Source organism: Micromonospora sp. MH99, assembly GCF_021442385.1.
In the GTDB taxonomy this organism is placed as follows: domain Bacteria; phylum Actinomycetota; class Actinomycetes; order Mycobacteriales; family Micromonosporaceae; genus Micromonospora.
Genome location: NZ_MUZA01000012.1, coordinates 88031 through 108587 on the forward strand (window position 1 = coordinate 88031; position 20557 = coordinate 108587).

Sequence of the window (20557 nt, forward strand, 5' to 3'; positions counted from 1 at the left end):
TAGATGACACTCACTAAATGCTGTCCCACAGTGTGGGTCAGGAGGGCTGCGCGGCAGGCTCCGACCCCCCGGCGTCCGCGCCGGACGTCGGCGACGTTGACGTCATATGTCGTACGAGTTAAATTGGCAGCGATCTATGTCGTTGGCTCCCTGTGGACCGGCAGCGGGCCCTCGCCGCCAACCACCCGCAAGGAGTGCACGTGCTCAGACGAAGAATGGCCCTCCTGCTCCCCGCGCTCCTCGCAGCCGCCCTCGGCACCGCTGTGGTCAGCGGCGCGGTCGTGCTCACCACCACGCAACCCGCGCAGGCGTTGGAGAACGGGCTGGCCCGCACGCCACAGATGGGCTGGAACGACTGGAACGCGTTCGGTTGCAACGTCAACGAGACGCTCATTCGGCAGACGGCCGACGCGCTGGTCTCCAGCGGGATGGCCGCGGCCGGATACCGCTACGTCAACATCGACGACTGCTGGTCCACCAAGCAGCGCAACGCCAGCGGCGACCTGGTCGCCGATCCGCAGAAGTTCCCGAGCGGCATCAAGGCTCTCGCCGACTACGTCCACGGCAAGGGCCTCAAGCTGGGCATCTACTCCTCGGCCGGGACCCTCACCTGCGCCGGGTACCCGGCCAGCATCAACTACGAGCAGCGCGACGCCAACCTCTGGGCGTCCTGGGGGATCGACTACCTCAAGTACGACAACTGCGGCGACCACCTCGGTCGGAGCGCGCAGCAGCGTTACACCGCGATGCGGGACGCGCTCGCGGCGACCAACCGGCCGATCCTCTACAGCCTGTGCAGCTGGGGGCAGGACAGCGTCTGGACCTGGGGCGCGGGGGTGGGCAACTCCTGGCGTACGACAGGTGACATCGGCGGTAACTGGAACTCCATCATGAGCATCCTCGACCAGCAGGTCGGCAAGGAGTCGTACGCCCGTCCGGGCGCGTGGAACGACCCGGACATGCTGGAGGTCGGCAACGGCCCGACCGACACCGAGTCCCGGGCCCACTTCAGCCTGTGGGCGCTGCTGAACGCCCCGCTGCTGGCGGGCAACGACATCCGCACCATGTCGGCGGCCACCCGCACGATCCTGACCAACACCGACGTGATCGCCGTCAACCAGGACTGGGGCGGCCAGCAGGGTCGCAAGATCAGTGACTCCGGTGATCTGGAGGTCTGGCGCAAGCCGATGTCCACCGGCGGGGTGGCCACCGTCCTGCTCAACCGCGGCAGTGGCACGACCACGATCTCCACCACGGCCAGCGCGCTCGGGCTCGGCAGCGCCGGCTCGTACGCGGTGCGTGACCTGTGGTCCCACACCACCTCGACGTCGACCGGCACGATCAGCGCGTCGGTGCCGGCGCACGGCGCCGCCATGCTCCTGGTCACCGGCGGCGGCACGCCCCCGCCGACCACACCCCCGCCGACCACGCCTCCGCCGAGCACTCCCCCGCCGGGCACGACGTCGACGATCCGCAGCACGTCCGCCGGCCGGTGCCTGGACGTCAACGGCGCGTCCCAGACCAACGGCGCCACGGCCATCATCTGGGACTGCCACGGCCAGGCCAATCAGTCCTGGACCTCGACAAGCGCCCAGGAGCTGCGGGTCTACGGAGGAAAGTGCCTCGACGTCAACAACGCCGGCACCGCCAACGGGACGTCGGTGATCATCTGGGACTGTCACGGCCAGGCGAACCAACAGTGGCGCTTCAACGCCGACGGCTCGATCACGGCGGTCGCCTCGGGCCGCTGCCTGGACCTGGTGGGCAACGGTACGGCGAATGGCACACGCACCCAGATCTGGGACTGCAACGGCGCGGCCAGCCAGCGGTGGAGCCGCAGCTGAGCGACCCGCCCCGACAGGCGGGGCCGGCCGGGCGCGGTCGCGGGCACCGACCCGCGTGGCGCCCGGCCGGCGCGCGCCGCGCCATGCTCACCCCTGCGGCACCCGGGGAACGTCCGACGCATAGCATTGCCACGGTTCGGGACGGCTCTGCTGAAACGAGGCGACATGCGTTGGCTCCAGCGGCTGCTGGGCGGCGGGCGGGTCCAGCTCGACCCGGGGCGGCAGCAGGCGCTGCTGCGAGACCTCCAGCACGGATACGGCACGCAGGCGCGGGTTCCGTTTCCCGCGCAGGTCGAAGCGGCGACCGGGATGCTGGGCGGCGACGACGGCCTGGTGGTGGCGGCCCGGATTCTGAACCAGGTCGCCGACGAGGCGCACGCGGATCTGCTGGCGCAGGCGCAGGACATCCACCGGCGCACGGGCCGGCGGCTGCTGGTGCACCGGCGGAACTACCGGCCGCTGTGGATGGAGGCCGGTCCCGGGCTGCGGTGGCCGCTGTTCGCGTTGCCGTGCGGCTTCCACCCGTACGCCCAGGTGGCCGCCGCCGTCGCGGTGGTCGGCGGGCGGGCGGCCCGGCTCGATCGGGTGACCGATCCGACCCCGCTGGTGACCCACGTGTTCGAGGTGCTCGACCTCACCACCGCCGGCTGGGAGTACGGCCGGGTGCGGGTGGACACCGACGCCGCCGCGTTCGTCGATCGACTGATCACGAGCGCGGCGCAGATCCTCGCCGCGATGGACGACCCACCCCGGCTGCCACCTGCGGTCCGTGCGCTGATGCGTCGCAACAACACGGTGGACGTGCACGATCCGGCCGGCCCGCGCGCGGTGGGACGGATCAACCTGGGCGCGCGGATGCGCGAACAGCTGCTGGCCTGACGGCGTGACCCGGGATCTCAGGCGCGGGCGTTCGCGCTCAGGAAGGCGAGCAGCAGGTCGGCCGTCTCGTCGGGGTACTGCACGTGCGGGTAGTGACCCGCGCCCTCGATGACCTCGAGCCGGCCCAACCCGGCCGGCAGCGCGGCCACGATCGCCTCCCCCTCGGCCCGCGGGTCGGCCCAGTCCGGGTCGAGCGACCCCTCGACGATCAGGGCCGGGCAGCGGACGTTACCCAGCTGCGCCCCGGCGTCGACCGGCGCCGACTGGCCCATCTTGCGCATCGCCGCCATCCGGCCGGGCTCGCGCATCATGGCGTCGATCCGGGCCGTGCGGGCGGCCCAGTCGGCCGGCTTCCTTTCCGGGTAGGCGATGTCGAGGTAGCTGCGCCAGAGCAGCACGCTGCCCAGCAGGCCGGTGCCGAGCAGCCGGGCCATGCCCTTGCGGTAGCGGGCGACCCGCAGGTCGCCCAGCTTGATCGACTGCTTGCGGGTGAAGGGGGCCAGTTCGACGATGCCGGTGATCAGCTCGGGTGCCTGGGCGGCGGCGATGGTGGCGGCCCCGCCGGAGATCGAGTGGCCGACCAGCACGGCCGGACCGCCGAGGTGGCGGATCACCGCGAGCAGATCACCCGCGATGTCGGTGCGGCTGTAGGACTGCCACTGCGCGCTCGACTCGCCGCAGCCCCGCAGGTCGACGGCTGCCACCCGGTAGCCGGCGGCCACCAGGCGCGGCACGACGAAGCGGTACGCCTCGCGGCTGTCGCCCATGCCGTGGGCGAGAACGACGAGCGGCCCGGAGGCGCCGGTCACCTCGTACGCCAGGGTGCCGCCGTCGACGGTCAGGTACTCGGTCATGGGATCCTCCGTGCTCGGCTAGTTGCGTTAGCTTTAAGCTAATACGGTTAGCCAAGAGCGTCAAGCCTGATCACCGCCGCCACGTCACCGAGGTCGTCGTTGAGCTGATGATCGCGCCCGGGCAGCCGGTACACCCGCGCCTGGCCGATGACGCCCGCGTACAGGTCCGCGTGCGACGGCGGCGCCGTCTCGTCCCCGAGCCCGTGAAAGACCCGCACCGGTACGCCCCGCGGCAGTCGGACGCCGAGGTCCGGTGGCAGCTCGAACTCGTCGCCGGGCCAGCCGCCCGCACCGACGAACGGGGCGGCGATCAGCACGATCATCGCGAGGTCCCGCTCGGGTGGCCGCTCGGCGAGCGCGTGGACGAGGATCGCGCCGCCCACCGAATGGCCCACGACGACTGCCCCGTCGTCCAGTGCCGCGATCTCCCGCCGGATGGCGGCGCTCCAGGTGGCGTAGCTCGGGTGGCCCTCGTCGGGCATTCGCGGGTACCGAACCTCGTACCCGTCCCCGAGCCCGCGCCGCAGGCTGTCGGACAACCTGTTGTCCCACTCGTCGTGGGTGCCGGCGCCAGCGCCCTGAATGAACAGGACCTGCGTGGTCGCTGCCATGACGATCCCCTCTCGCGTGCTGCGTCGAAGCGGCATCAATCTCGCGTGCTGCGTCGAAGCGGCATCAAGCGCCGGCGGCGGGGCGAGCCGCAGGGATCGACAGGCGAGGGATCAACAGGCGAGGGATCAACAAGGGGGGATCAGCGGAACGATTTCCTGCACAGCGGGGAAAAACACCACTGGTATCCGCTCCCACTTTAACGTATATCGCACCGGGGGCCTTGCCGCAAGACCCCCGTCTTGCCGCAGAATCGTCCGCCGGACACCGGAACGGACGAAGAAACGGGGCGCGATGATCGACAAGTACGTGCGAGATCTGGACGAGGTCGACGAGACTCAGGTCGCGATCGTCGGCGGCAAGGGCGCCCGTCTGGGGACGTTGTCGCGAATCGAGGGCATCCGCGTGCCGGCTGGCTTCTGCGTGACGACCGACGCCTTTCGACGGGTCATGGCCGAGGTGCCCTCGATCGACGATCAGCTCGACCAGCTGTCGCGCCTGAAGCCGGACGACCGGGAGGGGATCCGCGACCGCAGCGCCAAGATCCGCCGGGCCATCGAAGGGGTCGCCCTGCCCGACGACGTGGCGGTGGCCATCACCCGGGCGCTCACCCGGCACGGCGAGAAGGCTGCCTACGCCGTCCGGTCCAGTGCCACGGCGGAGGACCTGGCGACGGCCTCCTTCGCGGGCCAGCAGGACACGTACCTGAACGTGCGGGGTCCGGCGGCCATTCGTACGCACGTCAGCCGGTGCTGGGCCTCGCTCTTCACGGAGCGGGCGGTCACCTACCGTCAGCGCAACGGCATCGACCACCACGCGGTCCACCTGGCCGTCGTCGTGCAGGAGATGGTGTTTCCGCAGGCAGCCGGCGTCCTGTTCACGGCCGACCCGGTCACGTCCAACCGGAAGGTCGCCTCGGTGGAGGCCAGCTTCGGCCTCGGCGAGGCCCTGGTGTCCGGGTTGGTGAATCCGGACTCCTACCGGGTGCGCGACGGTGCGATCATCGAGCGGACGATCGCCAGCAAGCGTCTCGCCATCGAGGCGCTGCCGGCCGGCGGGACCACGAGACAGGCGATCAGCCCGGAGCGACAGGAGCAGCCGGCGCTGACGGACGCGCAGGTCCTGCGGCTGGTGGACGTGGGCCGGCGGATCGAGGCGCACGTCGGCAGCCCGCAGGACATCGAGTGGTGCCTGGTCGACGGTGACGTCCAGATCGTGCAGAGCCGGCCGATCACCACGCTGTTCCCCGTGCCGGCGGCCGGGGACGACAAGAACCACGTCTACCTCTCCGTGGGGCATCAGCAGATGATGACCGACGCCATGAAGCCGTTGGGACTCTCCATGTGGCAGCTGACGGCCATGGCGCCGATGCACGAGGCCGGTGGGAGGCTCTTCGTCGACGCCACCGGGATCCTGGCAGCGCCGGCGAGCCGCGCCGGCTTCCTCGACATGGCGGGACGGTCCGACCCGTTGACCCGGGACGCGCTGGAGACCATCCTCGACCGCCCCGACTTCGTACCGGCGCTTGCGGACGGTCCCGACATCCCGCGGATCAGCGGCAAGCCGACCACGATCGAGAACGATCCGACTATCGTCACCGAGCTGATCGAGCGCAGCGAGGCGTCACTCGCCGCCCTGAAGCGCGACATCGCGACGGTGACGGGACCGGAGCTGTTCGACTTCCTGCACAAGGCGTTCGAGGAGCACAAGCGGCTCCTCAGTGACCCCCTGAACATGCAGGCGATCATGGCGGGGATGCAGGCCACCTGGTGGCTCAACGAGCAGCTGTCCGAATGGCTGGGCGAGAAGAACGCCGCTGACACCCTCACGCTGTCCGCCCCGGGCAACATCACGTCGGAGATGGGCCTGGCGCTGCTCGACGTCGCGGACGTGATCCGACCGCATCCGGAGGTGGTGGCCTTCCTGCAGGAGGTCGACGACGACGGCTTCCTCGACGAACTGCCGAGGCTCGCGGGCGGAGCCGAGGCGCGCGACGCCATCTCGGCCTACCTCGACCGGTACGGCATGCGCTGCGTCGGCGAGATCGACATCACGAGACCGCGCTGGAGCGAACGCCCCACCACGCTCGTACCCCTGATCCTCGACAACATCAGGCTCCTCGAACCGGGCGCCGCCGTGCGGCGCTTCGAGCAGGGGCGTCAGGCGGCGCAGCAGAAGCGCGAGGAGCTGCTGGAACGGCTGCGGGCCCTGCCGGACGGGGACACCAAGACCGACGAGACCACGCGCATGATCGACCGGGTCCGCACCTTCATCGGGTACCGGGAGTATCCGAAGTACGCCATCATCAGCCGCTACTTCGTCTACAAGCAGGCCCTGCTTTCCGAGGCGGAGCGCCTCGCGCGGGCCGGTGTGCTCCGCGACAGGGACGACATCTTCTATCTCACCTTCGCCGAGCTGCACGACGCCGTGCGGACGCACCGGGTCGACGACCACCTCATCGACCAGCGCAGGGACACCTTCCGGTGGCACCGGACGCTGACGCCGCCCCGGGTGCTCACCTCCGAGGGCGAGACCATCGCCGGGGCGTACCGCCGCGACAACGTGCCGGCCGGAGCGCTGGCCGGCCTCGGAGTCTCCGGCGGGGTCGTCGAGGGCCGCGCCCGCGTCCTGCTGGACATCGCCGAGGCCGAGCTGGAACCCGGCGACATCCTGGTCACCTCCTACACGGACCCGAGCTGGTCACCAGTTTTCGTCGCGGTCCAGGGCCTGGTGACGGAGGTGGGCGGCCTCATGACCCACGGGGCGGTCATCGCCCGGGAGTACGGCCTGCCGGCCGTCGTCGGGGTGGCGGACGCGACCCGGCTGATCCGTGACGGGCAGTGGATCCGCGTGCACGGCACCGACGGGTACGTCGAGATCCTGCCACCGCCGGACGACGCCGACGGCCGCGCTCAGTTGTAGGGCATCGTCGGGAACCAGCCGTAGCCGAACATCGCGGGCACCCGGACGGTCCAGTAGACGAGGGTGAAGACGCCCAGCGCGAGCAGCAGCGAGCCGGTGACCGCGAGGGTGCGTGCCGGTCGCGCGGACAACCAGCGGATCAGCCCTCCGCGGGTGGCGAGGACGACGAGTGCGAACAGGATGCCCACGATCGCGATGTTGCCCAGCGACTGCAGTACGAAGGCGGCCGAGCCGTAGAGGGGGTTGCCGTTGTCAGCGGCCCACTGGAAGAGCTTGTGGAACAGCGGGTAGGGCCGGCCGATCAGGAAGGCGCCGACCAGCATGCCGAGCACGAACACGCGGGCGAACGGGCGACGCGCGAAGGGATCGGGGACCTTGTCGAGCGCCGCGAGACCGAGATAGATGAACGCGAGACCGATCACGCCGAAGACCACCACCGACTGCACGAGTCGGACGGGCATGCCGCCGGCAGTCGTCTCCGTCGACAGCTGCGGCAGCGAGTCGCCGAGCAGGACTCCGATGAAGCCGTACGTGGCGGAGACGACGACCATGCCCAGCGCCAGCAGGCCCACCGGCCGGAGCATGAAGCGCAGCCCCGCCGCCGGTGTGCCGCCGGCGCCGGCGTGTGTCATCGGCCCGATCGAGGCGGCCATGGCGATGTTGCAGGCAGTGAACGTGCCCGCCAGGCCGGAGACGAACGCGAACAGCAGGCCCGCCGCGGTGCCGCCGATCGCTGTCGCCTTCGCGTCGTGGCCCAGCAGGGTGTTGGCGACGTTGTCGCCGATCGTCTGGTCGACGAACTGGTACGACCAGAGCAGGGACAACGCGATTCCCGCGAGCACACTGCCCACGATCAGCGCGCCGCGCCGGACCGGGCGTGCCGGCGTCGGGGAGGGTGGGGTCTGCACGGCCGGTCTCTGCGTGGCGGTCATGGCAGCCTCTCTCCGAATCTGTGACGGCGGGATGCACTGACTGATTGTTCGCGCCGCGGACCGGCCGGTCGTCTTCCTGCTTGCGGTTTTCCGCGTGCGGAGGACGGCCGGCCGGTCCGGGGCGACCGACGGGGTCAGCGGGCGATCGGCAGCTCCACGGCCGCCGGCGGCGGCACCGGCTGCACGGGGGTGCGGGCGCCACGCCGTTCGGCGAGCCACCTGCCCCACCAGAACAGACCCCGGGCCAGGCACACGATCGTGACCGCGAAGAACAGGGTGTAGACGACGTTGAACAGCATCAGGACGCCGTACACCATGGCCACGGAGGAGCCGAACATGAACTGCCAGCGGGGCTTGGAGGGCGTGGTGCCCGGGTCGGTGATCATGTAGTTGGTGAACAGCACGAACGCCACCCCGGTCATGATGCTCAGCGCCGACCAGAGCTGGACGTCCCAGACGTAGTGCCGGATCAGGGCCTGGATGACGAAGCCGCCGACCCAGCCGACGATCAGCGCGACCTTCTTCGTGAGCATCGCGTTGAGGATCGTGCCCGCGGTGAGCACGACCATCGGGATGAACATCCGGAAGACGTCTGGCACGTTCTCCGTGAAGTGGTACGGCGGGGCCACGTTGACCCAGGAGAACGCGAGCAGCGTGATGGTGATGCCGAAGTTCGACGGGTTCATGAAGTGCCGCATGCGTCCGGCGATCGGGGCCTGCAGCACGGCCTTCTGCCCGACGGCCACGACCACGGCGAAGGCGATCGGCCAGAACATGTCGTTGGCGTACAGCAGCATGTTCGCGGCGAGCGCGGTGATGTGGGTCGGCAGCAGGAACGTGTAGACGCCCCACGCGCCGTTGCCGCTGTAGGCCGGTCGGCGGCCCAGGGAGCGGGCGGCGACCGCCTCGATCGCGATCTCGACCGTGTACCCGATCGCCAGGGCGAACAGCGGCCAGGTCCAGGGCTGCTCGAACCCGAGGATCGTGTAGCCGAGGATGTTGAGGATGGACATGGAGATGGCGAAGTTCCGCAGGGCCAGGTAGCGGGGGTCGCGCTTGTCCACCCGGGGTACGGGCGGTCGCCTGTCGACGCCGGCCGCTGCCCGGTCGGGCCCGCTGCCGTTGCGGGTCGCGTCGGCGACCTCGGCCGTGGTGGTCACGCCCACCGGGGCGCGTTTGACGTCCGTCATGGTGTGGTCAGCTCCTGGGCTCGGTCGGTGAGCGTGAGGTCGTGCCATCCGGCGGAGAGGGGCAGGGTCTGCTGATGCTGGACACCGTCGAGGTCGCGCCAGCTCAGTTCGACGGTGACGGGCGTGCCGCCCTGGTCACCGAGTCCGAAGAACAGGTCGAAGCTGCGCTTGCCGGAGTGCCCGCCGCCGCCGTCGAGCTGGGCGAGCTGGGTGCGGCCGTCGGCAGTGGTCACCCGAGCCTGCGCGCCGTACGCCGGGGTGCGGGCGTCGTTGCCCGTGGCGGCGCCGAGCGCGGGCCGGTGCAGCCGCAGCCCGAGGAAGTCGCCGACCTGCGCCTTGGTGTTGTGGTAGTAGGCGGGCGGTCCCCACTGGCGGGCCACCGCGAAGTCCTGGCGGCCGTCGCCGTCGGTGTCACCCACGGCGATACCGCGGGTCGGGGTCCGGTCGTCGAGTCCGAGCTGCGGACTCAGGTCGACGTAGCGGCCGTTGTCCTCCGGTGCCCAGAACGCCAGCGCGTTCGAGCCGGCGATGTCGTCGCCCGGCTGCGCGTTGGGCCACATGTCCGGCTCGCGCAGCATCAGGTCGTTGCTGGCGGCCAACTCCTGGAGCCAGTTGAACCGGTTGACAGTGCCCTTGACGAAGCCGCAGGACTGGACCACGACGAGGCGTCCGCTGTTGTCGAAGTCGGCCATCTTGACGTCCCAGCCCCAGCCGACCCAGGCGAGGTTCTTGGCCGAAGCCTTGTTCTCGAAGGGCGCGATGCCCTTGGAGAGCCGTTCCCGCGCCTCCTGCGGGTTGGCGGCGGTGTTCTGCCAGACGAAGTTGCTCTCCTCCAGCCCCCACGACTCGGTGATGTTGCTGACGAAGGCGTCGAACCGGCCGGTGCCCCGCAGATCGGCGAAGTCGACGGCCATCCCCTTGAACGAGTCGTGCCCCACGACCAGCGACTTCGGGTCCAGCGGGCCGCGGCGTCCCTCGGCCAGGGCGAACCTGATCCGGCCGGGAGAAGACACGTTGTGGAAGAAGCGGTCGTTGCCGAAGTCGTTGGCGAGGTACAGCTCGGGCAGCAGATCCCCGTCGAGGTCGGCGGAGGCCGAGGCGAGCGTCCATCCGGTGGCGTACCGGGGGTCGATCGCGCTCTGCTGCTCGTAGGTGACGCTCGGCTCGGCGCCGGTGGTGGCCGCGGTCCAGCGCAGGATGTGCGCCCCGCCGGCGTTCTGCGCGCGGGACATGGAGTGGTTCATCTGCACGTTCGGCAGGCCCTGCGCGTCGAGCACCTGGGAGTCCGGGAAGTAGTTGAAGATCCCGATGTCGGGCCGGCCGTCACCGTCGAAGTCCGCGACAGCCGTCGCGTTGGTGTTCCACAGTGGCCCGTGGTAGCGGCCGTCGGCGGTCTGCTGCTGCGGGATCAGCTCGACCGGATGGTACGACGCGAGGCTCAGGCCCGCCGCGTCTCCGGTCTGCAGGAACACGACAGGCGTGCGCCCCCAGTAGACGACGAGCAGATCGGTCCGGCCGTCGACGTTGAAGTCGCCGGGTGTGCAACCCATCGGGGCGATCGCCGGTCCCATCGGCAGCGGCGCCGGGTCCAGCACGAACGGCGCGTAGCGGGCGCCGCCGCCGGGCGCCGGCGTCACGATGGCGCTGTCGCTGCGGGGGTCGACGAGGCAGAGGTCGTTGGCGCCGCCCTTCCCGTCGAGGTCGTTGACCGCCACTCCGGCGCCCACCGACGAGATCCAGGACCGGATGTGCTCGTACTTCGGGTTCACCGTCCGGATCGTGCGCTGCGGCAGACCCGGCGGCAGGGCGATGGGCATCTCGGTGAACGCGAACTGTGACGCCATCGCGCGTCGGTCGGCCGCGGATGCGGTCGGCAGCCGCGAGATCGTGAACAGCCCCGCGACGAGTACCAGGACGAAGACGACGGGAATGAGTCTGCGCAGCGGACCCACTGGTTTCGGTGGCAACGATCCCCCTCGGGTGGTGCCCGACCCGGCCGGGTCGGGCGTTCGGGTGGTGCGGTAGTGGGTGACAGCGGTCCGCGGTCACCCGGCGGTGTCCTCAGTCCGCCGGACGCACGGTCATCGGCAGGCCGCCGCGTATGCGCAGCGACAACATCGGCTCGGGTACGACGGTGTGCGTGGCGACCGTCGTGAGCGTCAGGTCCCGGGCCAGTACGGCGAGGACGAAGGCGGCCTCCATCAGGCCCAGGTGGTTCCCGACGCAGAACCGCGGTCCCGCGCCGAACGGGATGTAGGCGTACCGCGGGCGGTCGGTGGTGCGGGCCGGGTCGAAGCGCTCCGGATCGAAGCGTTCGGGCTGGTCCCAGAAGTCCGGGTGGCGGTGCAGCGTGTAGGGGCAGATCAGCACGTCGGCGCCCGCCGGCACCGCGTACCCGCCCACCACGTCGGCGGCGAGCGCCTTGCGGGGCAGGATCCACACCGGCGGGTACAGGCGTACCACCTCGTCGATGACCATCGCGGTGTACCGCAGCCGGCCCAGGTCGTCGAAGGTCGGCAGCCGGTCGCCAAGCACCTCGACCGCCTCTTCCCGCAACCGGTGGCGCACCTCGGGATGCCTGTCGAGCAGGTAGAGCGCCCAGCTCAACGTGCTGGCGGTGGTCTCGTGCCCGGCGAGCAGCAGGGTCACGAGCTCGTCGCGCAGCCGCTGCCGTCCGACCCGGGGGTCGGGCTCGGCCCGGGCCGACACGATGAGCCGCGACAGCACGTCGTCGCGGTCACCGGTGTGGCTCCCGCGCTCGGCGACGAGCTGGTCGACGATCGTCTGGAGACGGCGGCGGGCCCGCCGGAACCGCACCTGCCGCGGCAGCGGCACCCAGGGCGGCACGGCGCTCAACGACGCCAGCTCGAACATGGCCTGGTCCTGCACCACGGCGAAGTCGCGCCCGATCGACGGGAACCGCCCGAGGTCGGTGTCGAGCAGGGTGCGCCCGAGCACGCCGAGAGTCAGACCCGTCATCTCCTGGAGCACGTCCACCGGACCCTGGCGGCCGAGCGTCCGCAGCCGGCCGACGAGGGCCGCCGCCTCCTCGGCGACGATGCCGGCCTGCTGGGCGATGCGTCGGCTCTGGAACGCCGGCTGCGCCACCCGGCGCTGCTTGCGCCACAGCTCACCCTCGCTGGTCAGCAACCCGTCGCCGAGTGCCCGGCGGGCGTGCACCAGGCCGATGCCCTTGTGGTAGTTGGCCGCGTTGTCGGCGAGCACGTGCTTGGCGTGCTCGGGGTGGTTGAAGAAGTAGAGCTCCTTCGGACCGACCGGCAGCAGCGCGGCGTCGCCGTAGCGGGCGGCCGCCGACGTCATCATGCCGAGGCGGTCGCGGCCCATCGTGATGAGCATGCTGACGGCCGACGCACGCGACGGACCGGGAAGGGACGGCGCCGGGCCGGTGACGGCGGTCATGACGCCACCACCGCCGACGGCGCCCGCTCGAGCCGGCGGAACCGGCCACCGAGGAACACGAGGGCCTCGCCGTCGCCGTCGTCGTACCGGCGCATCCCGCACGGACGGCCCAGGAAGATCGTGTGATCTCCCCCGTCGTACGACCGCCAGAGCTCGCACTCGATGTGGGCGGCGGCGCCGCCGAGCAACGGCGCCGCCGTCCGCGCGCCCGGCCGCCACTCGGTGAACTCGAACTGTTCCGGTCCGAGTGGACGGCGGCGGTCGGCGTAGTAGCGCGCCACCGCCTCCTGATCGGCGGCCAGGACGGAGACGCCGAACGCGCCGGCCCGGCTGAGCGCCTGGTGCATGAGGGCGTCCCGCCCGACGCACACCAGGATCAGCGGCGGGTCGAGGGACACCGCGCTGAACGAGTTCGCGGTCATGGCGTGCGGTTCGTCCCCGCCGACGCTGACCACCGTGACACCTGTGGCGAAGGTCCCGCAGACGCGGCGCATCAGCACCGGGTCCGTCAACTCTTCCGTCCCGAAGGTCGTCATCGTCGGACCCCGGCGGCGGCGTACGGTTCCAGAGCGCGTTCGAGCGCCTCCGGGACCCGGGTGGGAACGGTCCGGTTGTTCGGGCCGCGCATGCAGGCGACCCGCTGGGCGCCGCGGGCGACGAGTGTCTCGCCGGCCGGTCCGGTCCGCACGTAGTCGAAACCGAATTCGAGCTGCGTCTGGGCCAGTTCGAGCAGCCGCATCCGGACGGCGATCTCGTCGAACGCGGTGATCTCGGCGAAGAACTCGCACTCGACCTTGAGCGTGAACAGTTTGAGGTCGTTTTGCAGGTCGGCGAGGACTGTCGGCGCCCGGTCCTTCAGGAACATCTCCCGGCAGCGGCCCTGCCACCGCAGGTAGTTGACGTAGTAGACGTTGCCGACGATGTTCGTCTCCTCGAACCCGACGGTGTGCCGCAGCTCGTAGTAGCTCTCCATGCTCATCCCTCCGCACCGGCCAGAACAGTGATGACGACCCGTCCGTCGCTGCCGCGCAGGCTCGTGACGAACGAGGCGGCCCGAGCGCCACCGGCGGCGAAGAGCACCCAGCCGGGACGTGCCGTACCGCCCAGGACGAGTGGGCCGCGCATCGGCAGGCCGGCCTTCTGCATCGCCTCGACAGCGGTCCAGACCCGGGTGGAGGCGGTGTCGGCGTCCTCGCCCGAGTCGCCGGCCAGCTGCTCGGCGAGTTCGGCGTGGGGGCCGAGCAGGCCCTTCCACTCCTCGGGGCTGCGCCGCGCCACGCTCTCCAGGTCGCAGCCCAGGACGCCCGTCCCGGCGACGGCCAGCGTCACCCCGGCGCCGTGGGCGATCGACACGGTGTGCTCCCCGGCGACCTCGGGCCGTCCGTCCGGCCGGTAGGTGATCTCGACCGGCCGCCCGAGCGCCTGCCCGACCGCGCGGACGCTGTTGCGTCGGCGCGTGGCGGTGTGCTCGCCCGGCTCGGGTGACACCGCGTCGGGCTCGATGGCGACGGCGACGCCGGTGAGCCCGAGGTCGCCGAGCACACGCTCCAGGTAGGAGCCGAGCAGCGGTGGCACCCAGGGGCCGGCGCCGTCCTGCTTGCGGACCGCGCGCAGCCGCAGGCCCTCCCAACGCTCGACGGTCATTCCGGACTCGGTGCGCAGGGCGATGTCGTAGACGTACGTGTCGCCGTCGCGCTCGCGTTCGGTGGCGCAGTACCGCAGCTCGCGGGCAGACGACAGCTTCTCCCCGCCGGGGTGGATGCGTTCCACGCCGACGGGCAGCAGCGTGGCGTCCGGCACGCACACCTGGTTGCCGTGCATGAGCGCGTCGCGGACGCCGGGGTCGCCCAGCAGCAGCGTCGCGGAGACGTACGGGGCGAACCACGCCGTCGAGTCGTCGGCCTCCACTATCGCGTCCACGTGCCGGGCGGCGGCCCGGTGGTACTGCCGGAGCCGCTGGAACCGGCCGCCCTGGAACAGGGTGTCGCCGTACAGGTCGTCGAGCGGGGCGATCGAGGCCGGCGCAAGACCGTCCGGCACCTGGTCCGGAGGGCCGTCGGGCACCGTGTCGGCGCCGAGGCGCAGCCGGGCGGTGAAGTGGTCGGCGGTGAAGCCGGTCTCCTCGCTGCGGATCGCGACCTCGACGACGTCGTCGTCGGTGACCAGGGCAGCCACCCGGATCCTCGTGTGCCCGTGGGGCGCGACGATGATCGGCCGCAGGAACTCCGCCCGTTCGATGACCGGGAGGACGTCGGCGCCGGAGAGGGCCGCGGCCACCTGCGCCATGGCCTCCATCCCGAAGACCGCGGGGAACAGCAGGTTGCCGTCCAGGTCATGATCTTCGAGGTAGCGGTCGGTGCCCACGTTGAGTTCCGTCTCGACCACGAGTTCGACCTGGTGGTAGCGGACCAGGGCGCGGTCGACGAAGCGCAGCAACGGCAGCGCCGGCTGGTGGTACCGGACCGTGTGGATGCCCTCGGTGCGGCCGCTGATCACCACCACTACCGGTGCGGTGGTGTCCGCGACCAGACGCCGCAGGATCGCGATGCCCTGGTCGGGGGTGATGGGCGTGACGCCCTCGCGGCTGAGCGACTCGACCACCGACAGCCGCTCCCCCATGCCGACGCCCGACCAGACCGACCACTCCAGGCACCGGGTGCGGCACTCGGGGTACGCCCGGGAGAAGGCGACGGTCTCCTCGGCCAGCCAGTCGTTGGCGGTGGCGTAGTGCGCCTCGCCTCGCAGCCCCGCCCGGCCGATGATGCTGCCGAGCGTCACGAGCAGCCGGAGCCGGGGCTTCTCGACCGCGTCGAGCACCGCCCGCAGGCCGTCGACCTTCGGTGCCAGAGTGCGTCGGAACGCGGCCGGGTCCAGGCTGGTCAGGCCGGCGGGTTCGTTGCGGCCCGCGCCGTGCAGAACACCGGTGATCGTCCCGAGTTCGGCCGAGAGGTCCTGCACCGCCTGCCGTACGGCGGCGGCATCGGTGACGTCGGCGCGGGCGTACCGCACGGTGACACCGGCGGTGGCGATCCGGGCCAGGTTCGCGGCGAGTTCGGCGTCCTCGGCGGGGTCGGAACGGCCCAGCACCGCGAGGCTGGCGCCGCTGTCGGTGGCCAGGGCGAGGGCGCACTCGGCAGTGATGCCCTTGCCCCCGCCGGTCACCAGCAGCACGTCGTCCGGGCCGAGCGGGGCCACCGCCGTCGCGGGGCGTACCGGCAGCGCGCGCAGCGTCGGGACGCGCCGCACCCCGTCGTCGTGGTGCACCTCGGTGAAGCTGGTCGTGGCGGCGACCTCCCGCACCACCAGCTCCACCGCCGGGTCGCCGGCGGCCGGCAGGTGCACGACGGTGACCCGCACGGACGGCGCCTCTAGATGCAACGTCCGGGCGATGGCCGCCGCGCCCCGACCGTGTCCGACCAGGACGAAGCGGGTGCTGCCGGTGGAGATGGCCTGCTGCGCTCCCCGCAGGGCCGGCTCCAGTTGCTCCTCGGTGCAGTCCGGCGGCAGGCAGACCAGGACGCCGCCGCCGAGCCCGGCCTGTTCGAGCGCCGCGCCGAGAGCCGCGGCGAACGGGTGGTCCGCCGACGCGTGCACGTGCCACGGACCGTTCGCTGCGGTGGCGTCGCCGGGGACCGCCGGCAACGGCACCTCGTCGAGGTCGAGCCGCCAGGGCCGCGCCCAGCCGGCCACACCGGCCACCACCGGCGTGGCGGTGGCGTCGCTGTCCCGGGCCGTACGCGCGAGGGTCTCCATCGTCGCCGCGAGTTCCCGGACGGTGGCGGTCGCGAAGTTGAGCGGCATCTGTGCCGGTGGCAGTTCCAGACGCTGGGCGAGCTGGTTGGCCACCTGGCCGATCGTGATCGAACTCAGGTGCAGGTCGTCGAGCAGGCGGCTGTCCGGGCGGACGAGTTCGATCGGCAACTCGGCGCGCTCGGCGGTGAGCCGCCGCATGAGGTCCTCGGTGGACTCCTCCCCCACCTCGACCGGATCGGTGGTGGTGGTGGACGTGGCCGTGGCCGTGGTGGGCCCGCGCTCGATCGCCGCGCTGAGCTCCGGCGCCTGCTCGCAGGGGCTGGTCAGGAAGGAGAACGCGGCGCCTACCTCCAACGGCCGCACGAACCGCCCGTCGAACAGCGCCGCCGGGGCCGGGGCCGCGCCGACGACGTACGCGGCGCCGGCGACCCGCAGCAGACTCGCGAGCGAGTCGTCGTCGGTGTCCACGGCGACCGCCGGGACGTCAGTGACAGTCGTGGCCAGTCCCGTGAGCACCCGCCCGGGCCCGACCTCGACGAACAGGTCGGTGCTCTTGGCGGCGAACGCGACGGCCTGGTTGAACAGGACCGGGTCGGTGATCTGGCGGCGCAGGAGGCCCCGCACGTCGGTACCGGCGGGCAGCACCTCACCGGTGACGGTGGAGACCACCCGGGCGCCGACCTGGTGGAAGGTCTCGCCGGCGAGGGCGTCGGCGAACGTGTCCGCGGCCGGCGCGACAAGCGGGGAGTGGAAGGCGTGCGAGACCCGCAGCCGCGTCGCGCTCAGGCCGGCGGCCCGAGCCTTGTGGCAGACCGCCTCGATCGCGTCGACAGATCCGGAGACGACCGTGTGCTCGGGCCCGTTGTAGGCAGCCACCACCACCGGCAGCCCCGCGATGATCCCGTCGACCGTCTCCGGGGGCGCCCCGATGTCGGCCATCGTGCCGGCCTGGCTGTACCCGGCCATGGTCCGGCCCCGGACGCCTGCGACGCGCAGGAGCGCCTCCTCGTCGAGGACGCCGGCCCACTGCAGGGCCACGATCTCGCCGAGGCTGTGCCCGATCGCGGTGGACGCCTCGATGCCGAGCAGCGCCAGGGCGTGCTGCCCGGCCAGTGACCCGGCGACGATGCGCGGCTGGGCGACCTCGGTCGCGACGACGTCGCTGCCGGTGGGCAGCGCGGCGCGCAGGTAGACGTCGTCGACCTCGGCGAACCGCCGCCGCAGCGCGCCGCCGCTGACGCCGCGTCCGGAACCCTGCCCTGGGAAGAGGAAGCTGATCCGGGCCGGGCCGCTGACGTGCCCGAGCAGGAACCGGCCGTCGGGGCGGATCAGTGCCGCCTCGCCGGATTCGACGGCCTCGCGGGCCGCGGTCAACAGCCGCTGCGCCTCCTCGGGTGACGAGGCCACGATCGCGGCCCGGAACGGCCGGTCCTGCAGGTCGCGGTGGAGCGTCGCCGCCAGGTCGCCCAGCTCCGCGTACGAGATCGCGGACACGAAGTCGCTCAGCTCGGCGAGCCGGACGGCCAGTTCCTGGGGCGAGGCCGCGTCCACCAGCAGCAGCTCGGCGTCCTGGGCGGAGGCGGCCAGGGTGCGGACGCGGCGATCCGGCACGGGCCGGCGCGGGCCGTGGCGTTCGAGCACGACGTGCGTGTTGATGCCGCCGAAGCCCATGGCGGTGATGCCGGCCCGCACCGGGACCGCGCTCGGCCACGCCTCGGCCTTGCGCAGGGTGCGCAGCCGGGCGCCGTCGGCGGTGAGAATCTCGTGGGGGTCGACGGAGCCGACGCTCGGGGGAAGCACCTCGTGGTGCACGGCCATCGCGGCGCGGATGAAACCGGCCACCCCGGCGGCGGCCTTGGTGTGACCGATCATCCCCTTGACCGAGCCGATGACGGCCGGCGGCGCGTCGGGATTCGCCGTCTCGCGGGCGCTGGACAGCGCCGTGAGCTCGGTGGTGTCCCCGACCTTGGTGCCGGTGCCGTGCCCCTCGAACAGCCCGACGGTGTCGATGCCGAATCCGGCCCGGTCGTACGCGCGGCGCAGGGCGAGCTGGTAGCCGTCGACCTCGGGCCGGGTGATGCCACCGCGGCCGTCGGACGAGACGCCCCAGCCGGCCACCGAGGCGTAGATCCGGTGACCCGCCTCGGCGGCCTCGTCGGCGCGCATCAGGACCAGCATGCCGCAGCCCTCACCCGGCCAGAACCCGTTGGAGGCGCGGTCGTAGACCCGCATCTCCCCGCTGGCCAGGGCGCCGGTCTTCGCGAAGCCGATGACCTCGAACGGGTCGATGGACAGGTCGACGCCGCCGGCGATCGCGACGTCCAGTTCTCCGTCCAGCAGGGCCCGGCTCGCGGTCACCACGGACAGCAGCGACGACGAGCAGGCGCCGTCGACGGTGTAGCCGCCGCCCTTGAGGTCGAAGTGGTTGCAGATGCGTCCGGCGATCGTGTTCGCCAGGGCACCGGCGAGCGTGTCCTCGTTCACCGGCGGGAACGGGCTCTTGTACGCCTCCTCGTAGGTGGCGAGGAAGGCCGACAGCTTCTCGTCGTCCCAGCCCTCGGCCCGCAACGCCGCGGCCACGGTCCGCCGCACGTACGGCCAGCGCAGCCGCATCTGGTTGGCGCGGGAGAACTCACCGGTCAACGTGTTGCCGACGATGACGCCCGTGCGTTCCTGGGGCAGGCCCTCGCCGGCCGGGAAACCGGCGTCGGCCAGTGCCGTCGCGGCGGTCTCCAGGGCCAGCCAGTGGGCCAGATCGGTCGACCGGTACGTGCTCCCGGCGACCTTGTAGCCGACCCGGTCGAACTCGTAGCCCTCGATGACCGCGGCGTTGCGCGCGTAGAAGCGGTCCGGGGCGGCCGGGTCGGCGTCGAAGTAGTCGTCGGCGTTCATCCGGACGTCGGGGAGCCGCCGGAACGCCCGGCGACCCGCGATCGCGTTCTCCCACAGTTCCTGCGGTGAACGGGCGTCGGGGTAGCGGCACGCCATCCCCACCACGGCGATACTTGTCATTGCTCACTCGGCTTTCGTGTCGCTGGCGACGGGTCGAAGGCATTCCTGATGCGCTGGCGCCACACCTCGTAGGCGGGCAGGACGTCGTCCGGGGGCAGCCCGACCCGCGCCTCGTCGGTCACCCGCGTCGCGTCGCTCACCGTCATGCCACAGAGGACACGGGTCGCCAGCTCGTTGTGCGGCGTGACGAGGTCGGCGCGCAGCCGGGCCGCGGCGCCGAACGACGCGCCCTGCGCGAGGTCCGGCCGGTACGTCCCCGCGCACTCGGCGAGCCAGGTCAGTTCCCGTTCACTCGCGCCGCCCGCGTAGCAGACGGCGAGGCCCGCCCCGGCGTACAGGTCGCGCCGGCGTTCGGCGGGGAACTCGTCGAGGAGGCGGACGAGCTGCTCCGGGTCCGTTCCGGCGACGAACCAGCAGGCCCGGCCGATGCCCTGGTCGATGGCGCGTACCGAATAGTCCCGGGGGCCGTCGGCAGGCCAGGCGAAGGTGGACGGCCGATACCGCTGGCGCACGTACCTGTCGGTCTTGAAGTACGCCTCGTGGAACCCGTAGCCGTCCAGAACGAGCCAGCGCAGCAGCGGGTCCGGGGCGTACAGGCGGGGCCACAGCAGACGCGGCAGGCGGGCCATCGCCCAGCCCACTCCGACGTACGCCATGTAGACGTGCTCGTCGTGGTCGGCGAGGAACCGCGCGACGTGCCGCGACCGCCCGGGCAGGGCGTCGCGGATGGCGAAGGCCATCGCGGCGCCCTCGTAGGCGAAGCCCCGGTACGCGGCAGGCGTGGCCTCGACGGTGGGTGCCGCATCCGCCGGGCCGTGCGCCTCCGCGGCGGCCCCGAATCCGTGCAGGAACGAGCTGCCGACTGTTTCGAGGCGCTCGCGGGCCTGTTCGTCCTTGAGATGGAATCCGCGCGTGCTGACTTTGGTCTCCCGCACGTCGGGGGTCATAATACGACGTCGCAGTCTGGTCAATGAACTCATCGTATGCTCCGGCCTTCCCGCTGAGACCTCATTGTTACGCGACTATGCGCGACGGAACTTCTCCAACATTGCGGCGGTTGCCGATGACGCGGGGAAGGTGGCAGGTTTCCGCAGGTCAAAGCCATCTGCCGGCGACCGAGTGGATAGTGGACAGCGGGAATG

Annotated in this window: 13 protein-coding genes; 3 read left to right on the plus strand and 10 right to left on the minus strand. The window is 71.6% G+C overall.

Going from position 1 to position 20557, the window contains the following annotated elements:
- Positions 1–215 precede the first annotated feature (215 nt).
- Together B0E54_RS09335 and B0E54_RS09340 are read left to right on the plus strand one after the other, a co-directional pair.
- Positions 216–1844, plus strand: a complete 1629-nt coding sequence (locus tag B0E54_RS09335) for a lectin (RefSeq protein ID WP_255786739.1) — start codon at positions 216–218, stop codon at positions 1842–1844.
- 165 nt (positions 1845–2009) lie between these two features.
- Entirely contained in the window at positions 2010–2723 is a 714-nt protein-coding gene (locus B0E54_RS09340) for a hypothetical protein (RefSeq protein ID WP_234582908.1), read from the plus strand.
- 17 nt (positions 2724–2740) lie between these two features.
- Here B0E54_RS09340 and B0E54_RS09345 read toward each other — a convergent pair whose 3' ends face one another.
- Positions 2741–3577, minus strand: a complete 837-nt coding sequence (locus tag B0E54_RS09345) for an alpha/beta fold hydrolase (protein WP_234582909.1) — start codon at positions 3575–3577, stop codon at positions 2741–2743.
- Positions 3578–3624: 47 nt separating this feature from the next.
- Positions 3625–4188 (minus strand): alpha/beta fold hydrolase, encoded by a 564-nt coding sequence (locus B0E54_RS09350; protein WP_234582910.1) that lies wholly within the window; start codon positions 4186–4188, stop codon positions 3625–3627.
- Positions 4189–4480: 292 nt separating this feature from the next.
- On the opposite strand from B0E54_RS09350, the gene rph reads away from it, so the two are divergent.
- The gene (gene rph / locus B0E54_RS09355) at positions 4481–7108 is read left to right on the plus strand and encodes a rifamycin-inactivating phosphotransferase (protein ID WP_234582912.1); all 2628 of its coding nucleotides are present in this window, start codon (positions 4481–4483) and stop codon (positions 7106–7108) included.
- Here rph and B0E54_RS09360 read toward each other — a convergent pair.
- From B0E54_RS09360 to B0E54_RS09395, 8 genes are all read right to left on the minus strand, one after another.
- Positions 7099–8040: a hypothetical protein gene (locus tag B0E54_RS09360; RefSeq protein ID WP_234582913.1), complete on the minus strand. Its 942-nt coding sequence runs from the start codon at positions 8038–8040 to the stop codon at positions 7099–7101. The two genes, rph and B0E54_RS09360, sit on opposite strands and share 10 nt — an antisense overlap.
- 134 nt (positions 8041–8174) lie before the next feature.
- Entirely contained in the window at positions 8175–9230 is a 1056-nt protein-coding gene (locus tag B0E54_RS09365; protein ID WP_234582914.1) for an enediyne biosynthesis protein, read from the minus strand.
- Positions 9227–11197 (minus strand): CRTAC1 family protein, encoded by a 1971-nt coding sequence (locus tag B0E54_RS09370; RefSeq protein WP_234582915.1) that lies wholly within the window; start codon positions 11195–11197, stop codon positions 9227–9229. The genes B0E54_RS09365 and B0E54_RS09370 overlap by 4 nt, the downstream gene beginning before the upstream one ends.
- Before the next feature lie 94 nt (positions 11198–11291).
- Positions 11292–12650, minus strand: coding sequence for a cytochrome P450 (locus tag B0E54_RS09375; RefSeq protein ID WP_234582916.1), 1359 nt, complete (start codon positions 12648–12650; stop codon positions 11292–11294).
- A complete protein-coding gene (locus B0E54_RS09380) occupies positions 12647–13186 on the minus strand; it encodes a flavin reductase family protein (RefSeq protein ID WP_234582918.1) in 540 nt (179 codons plus the stop codon). The genes B0E54_RS09375 and B0E54_RS09380 overlap by 4 nt, the downstream gene beginning before the upstream one ends.
- On the minus strand, positions 13183–13623 hold the full coding sequence (locus B0E54_RS09385) for a thioesterase family protein (RefSeq protein WP_234582956.1): 441 nt from the start codon (positions 13621–13623) through the stop codon (positions 13183–13185). The genes B0E54_RS09380 and B0E54_RS09385 overlap by 4 nt, the downstream gene beginning before the upstream one ends.
- 2 nt (positions 13624–13625) lie before the next feature.
- Positions 13626–19415, minus strand: a complete 5790-nt coding sequence (locus tag B0E54_RS09390) for an SDR family NAD(P)-dependent oxidoreductase (RefSeq protein ID WP_234582920.1) — start codon at positions 19413–19415, stop codon at positions 13626–13628.
- Entirely contained in the window at positions 19412–20395 is a 984-nt protein-coding gene (locus B0E54_RS09395) for a DUF1702 family protein (RefSeq protein ID WP_234582921.1), read from the minus strand. Before B0E54_RS09395 ends, B0E54_RS09390 begins: the two co-directional genes overlap by 4 nt.
- Positions 20396–20557 lie beyond the last annotated feature (162 nt).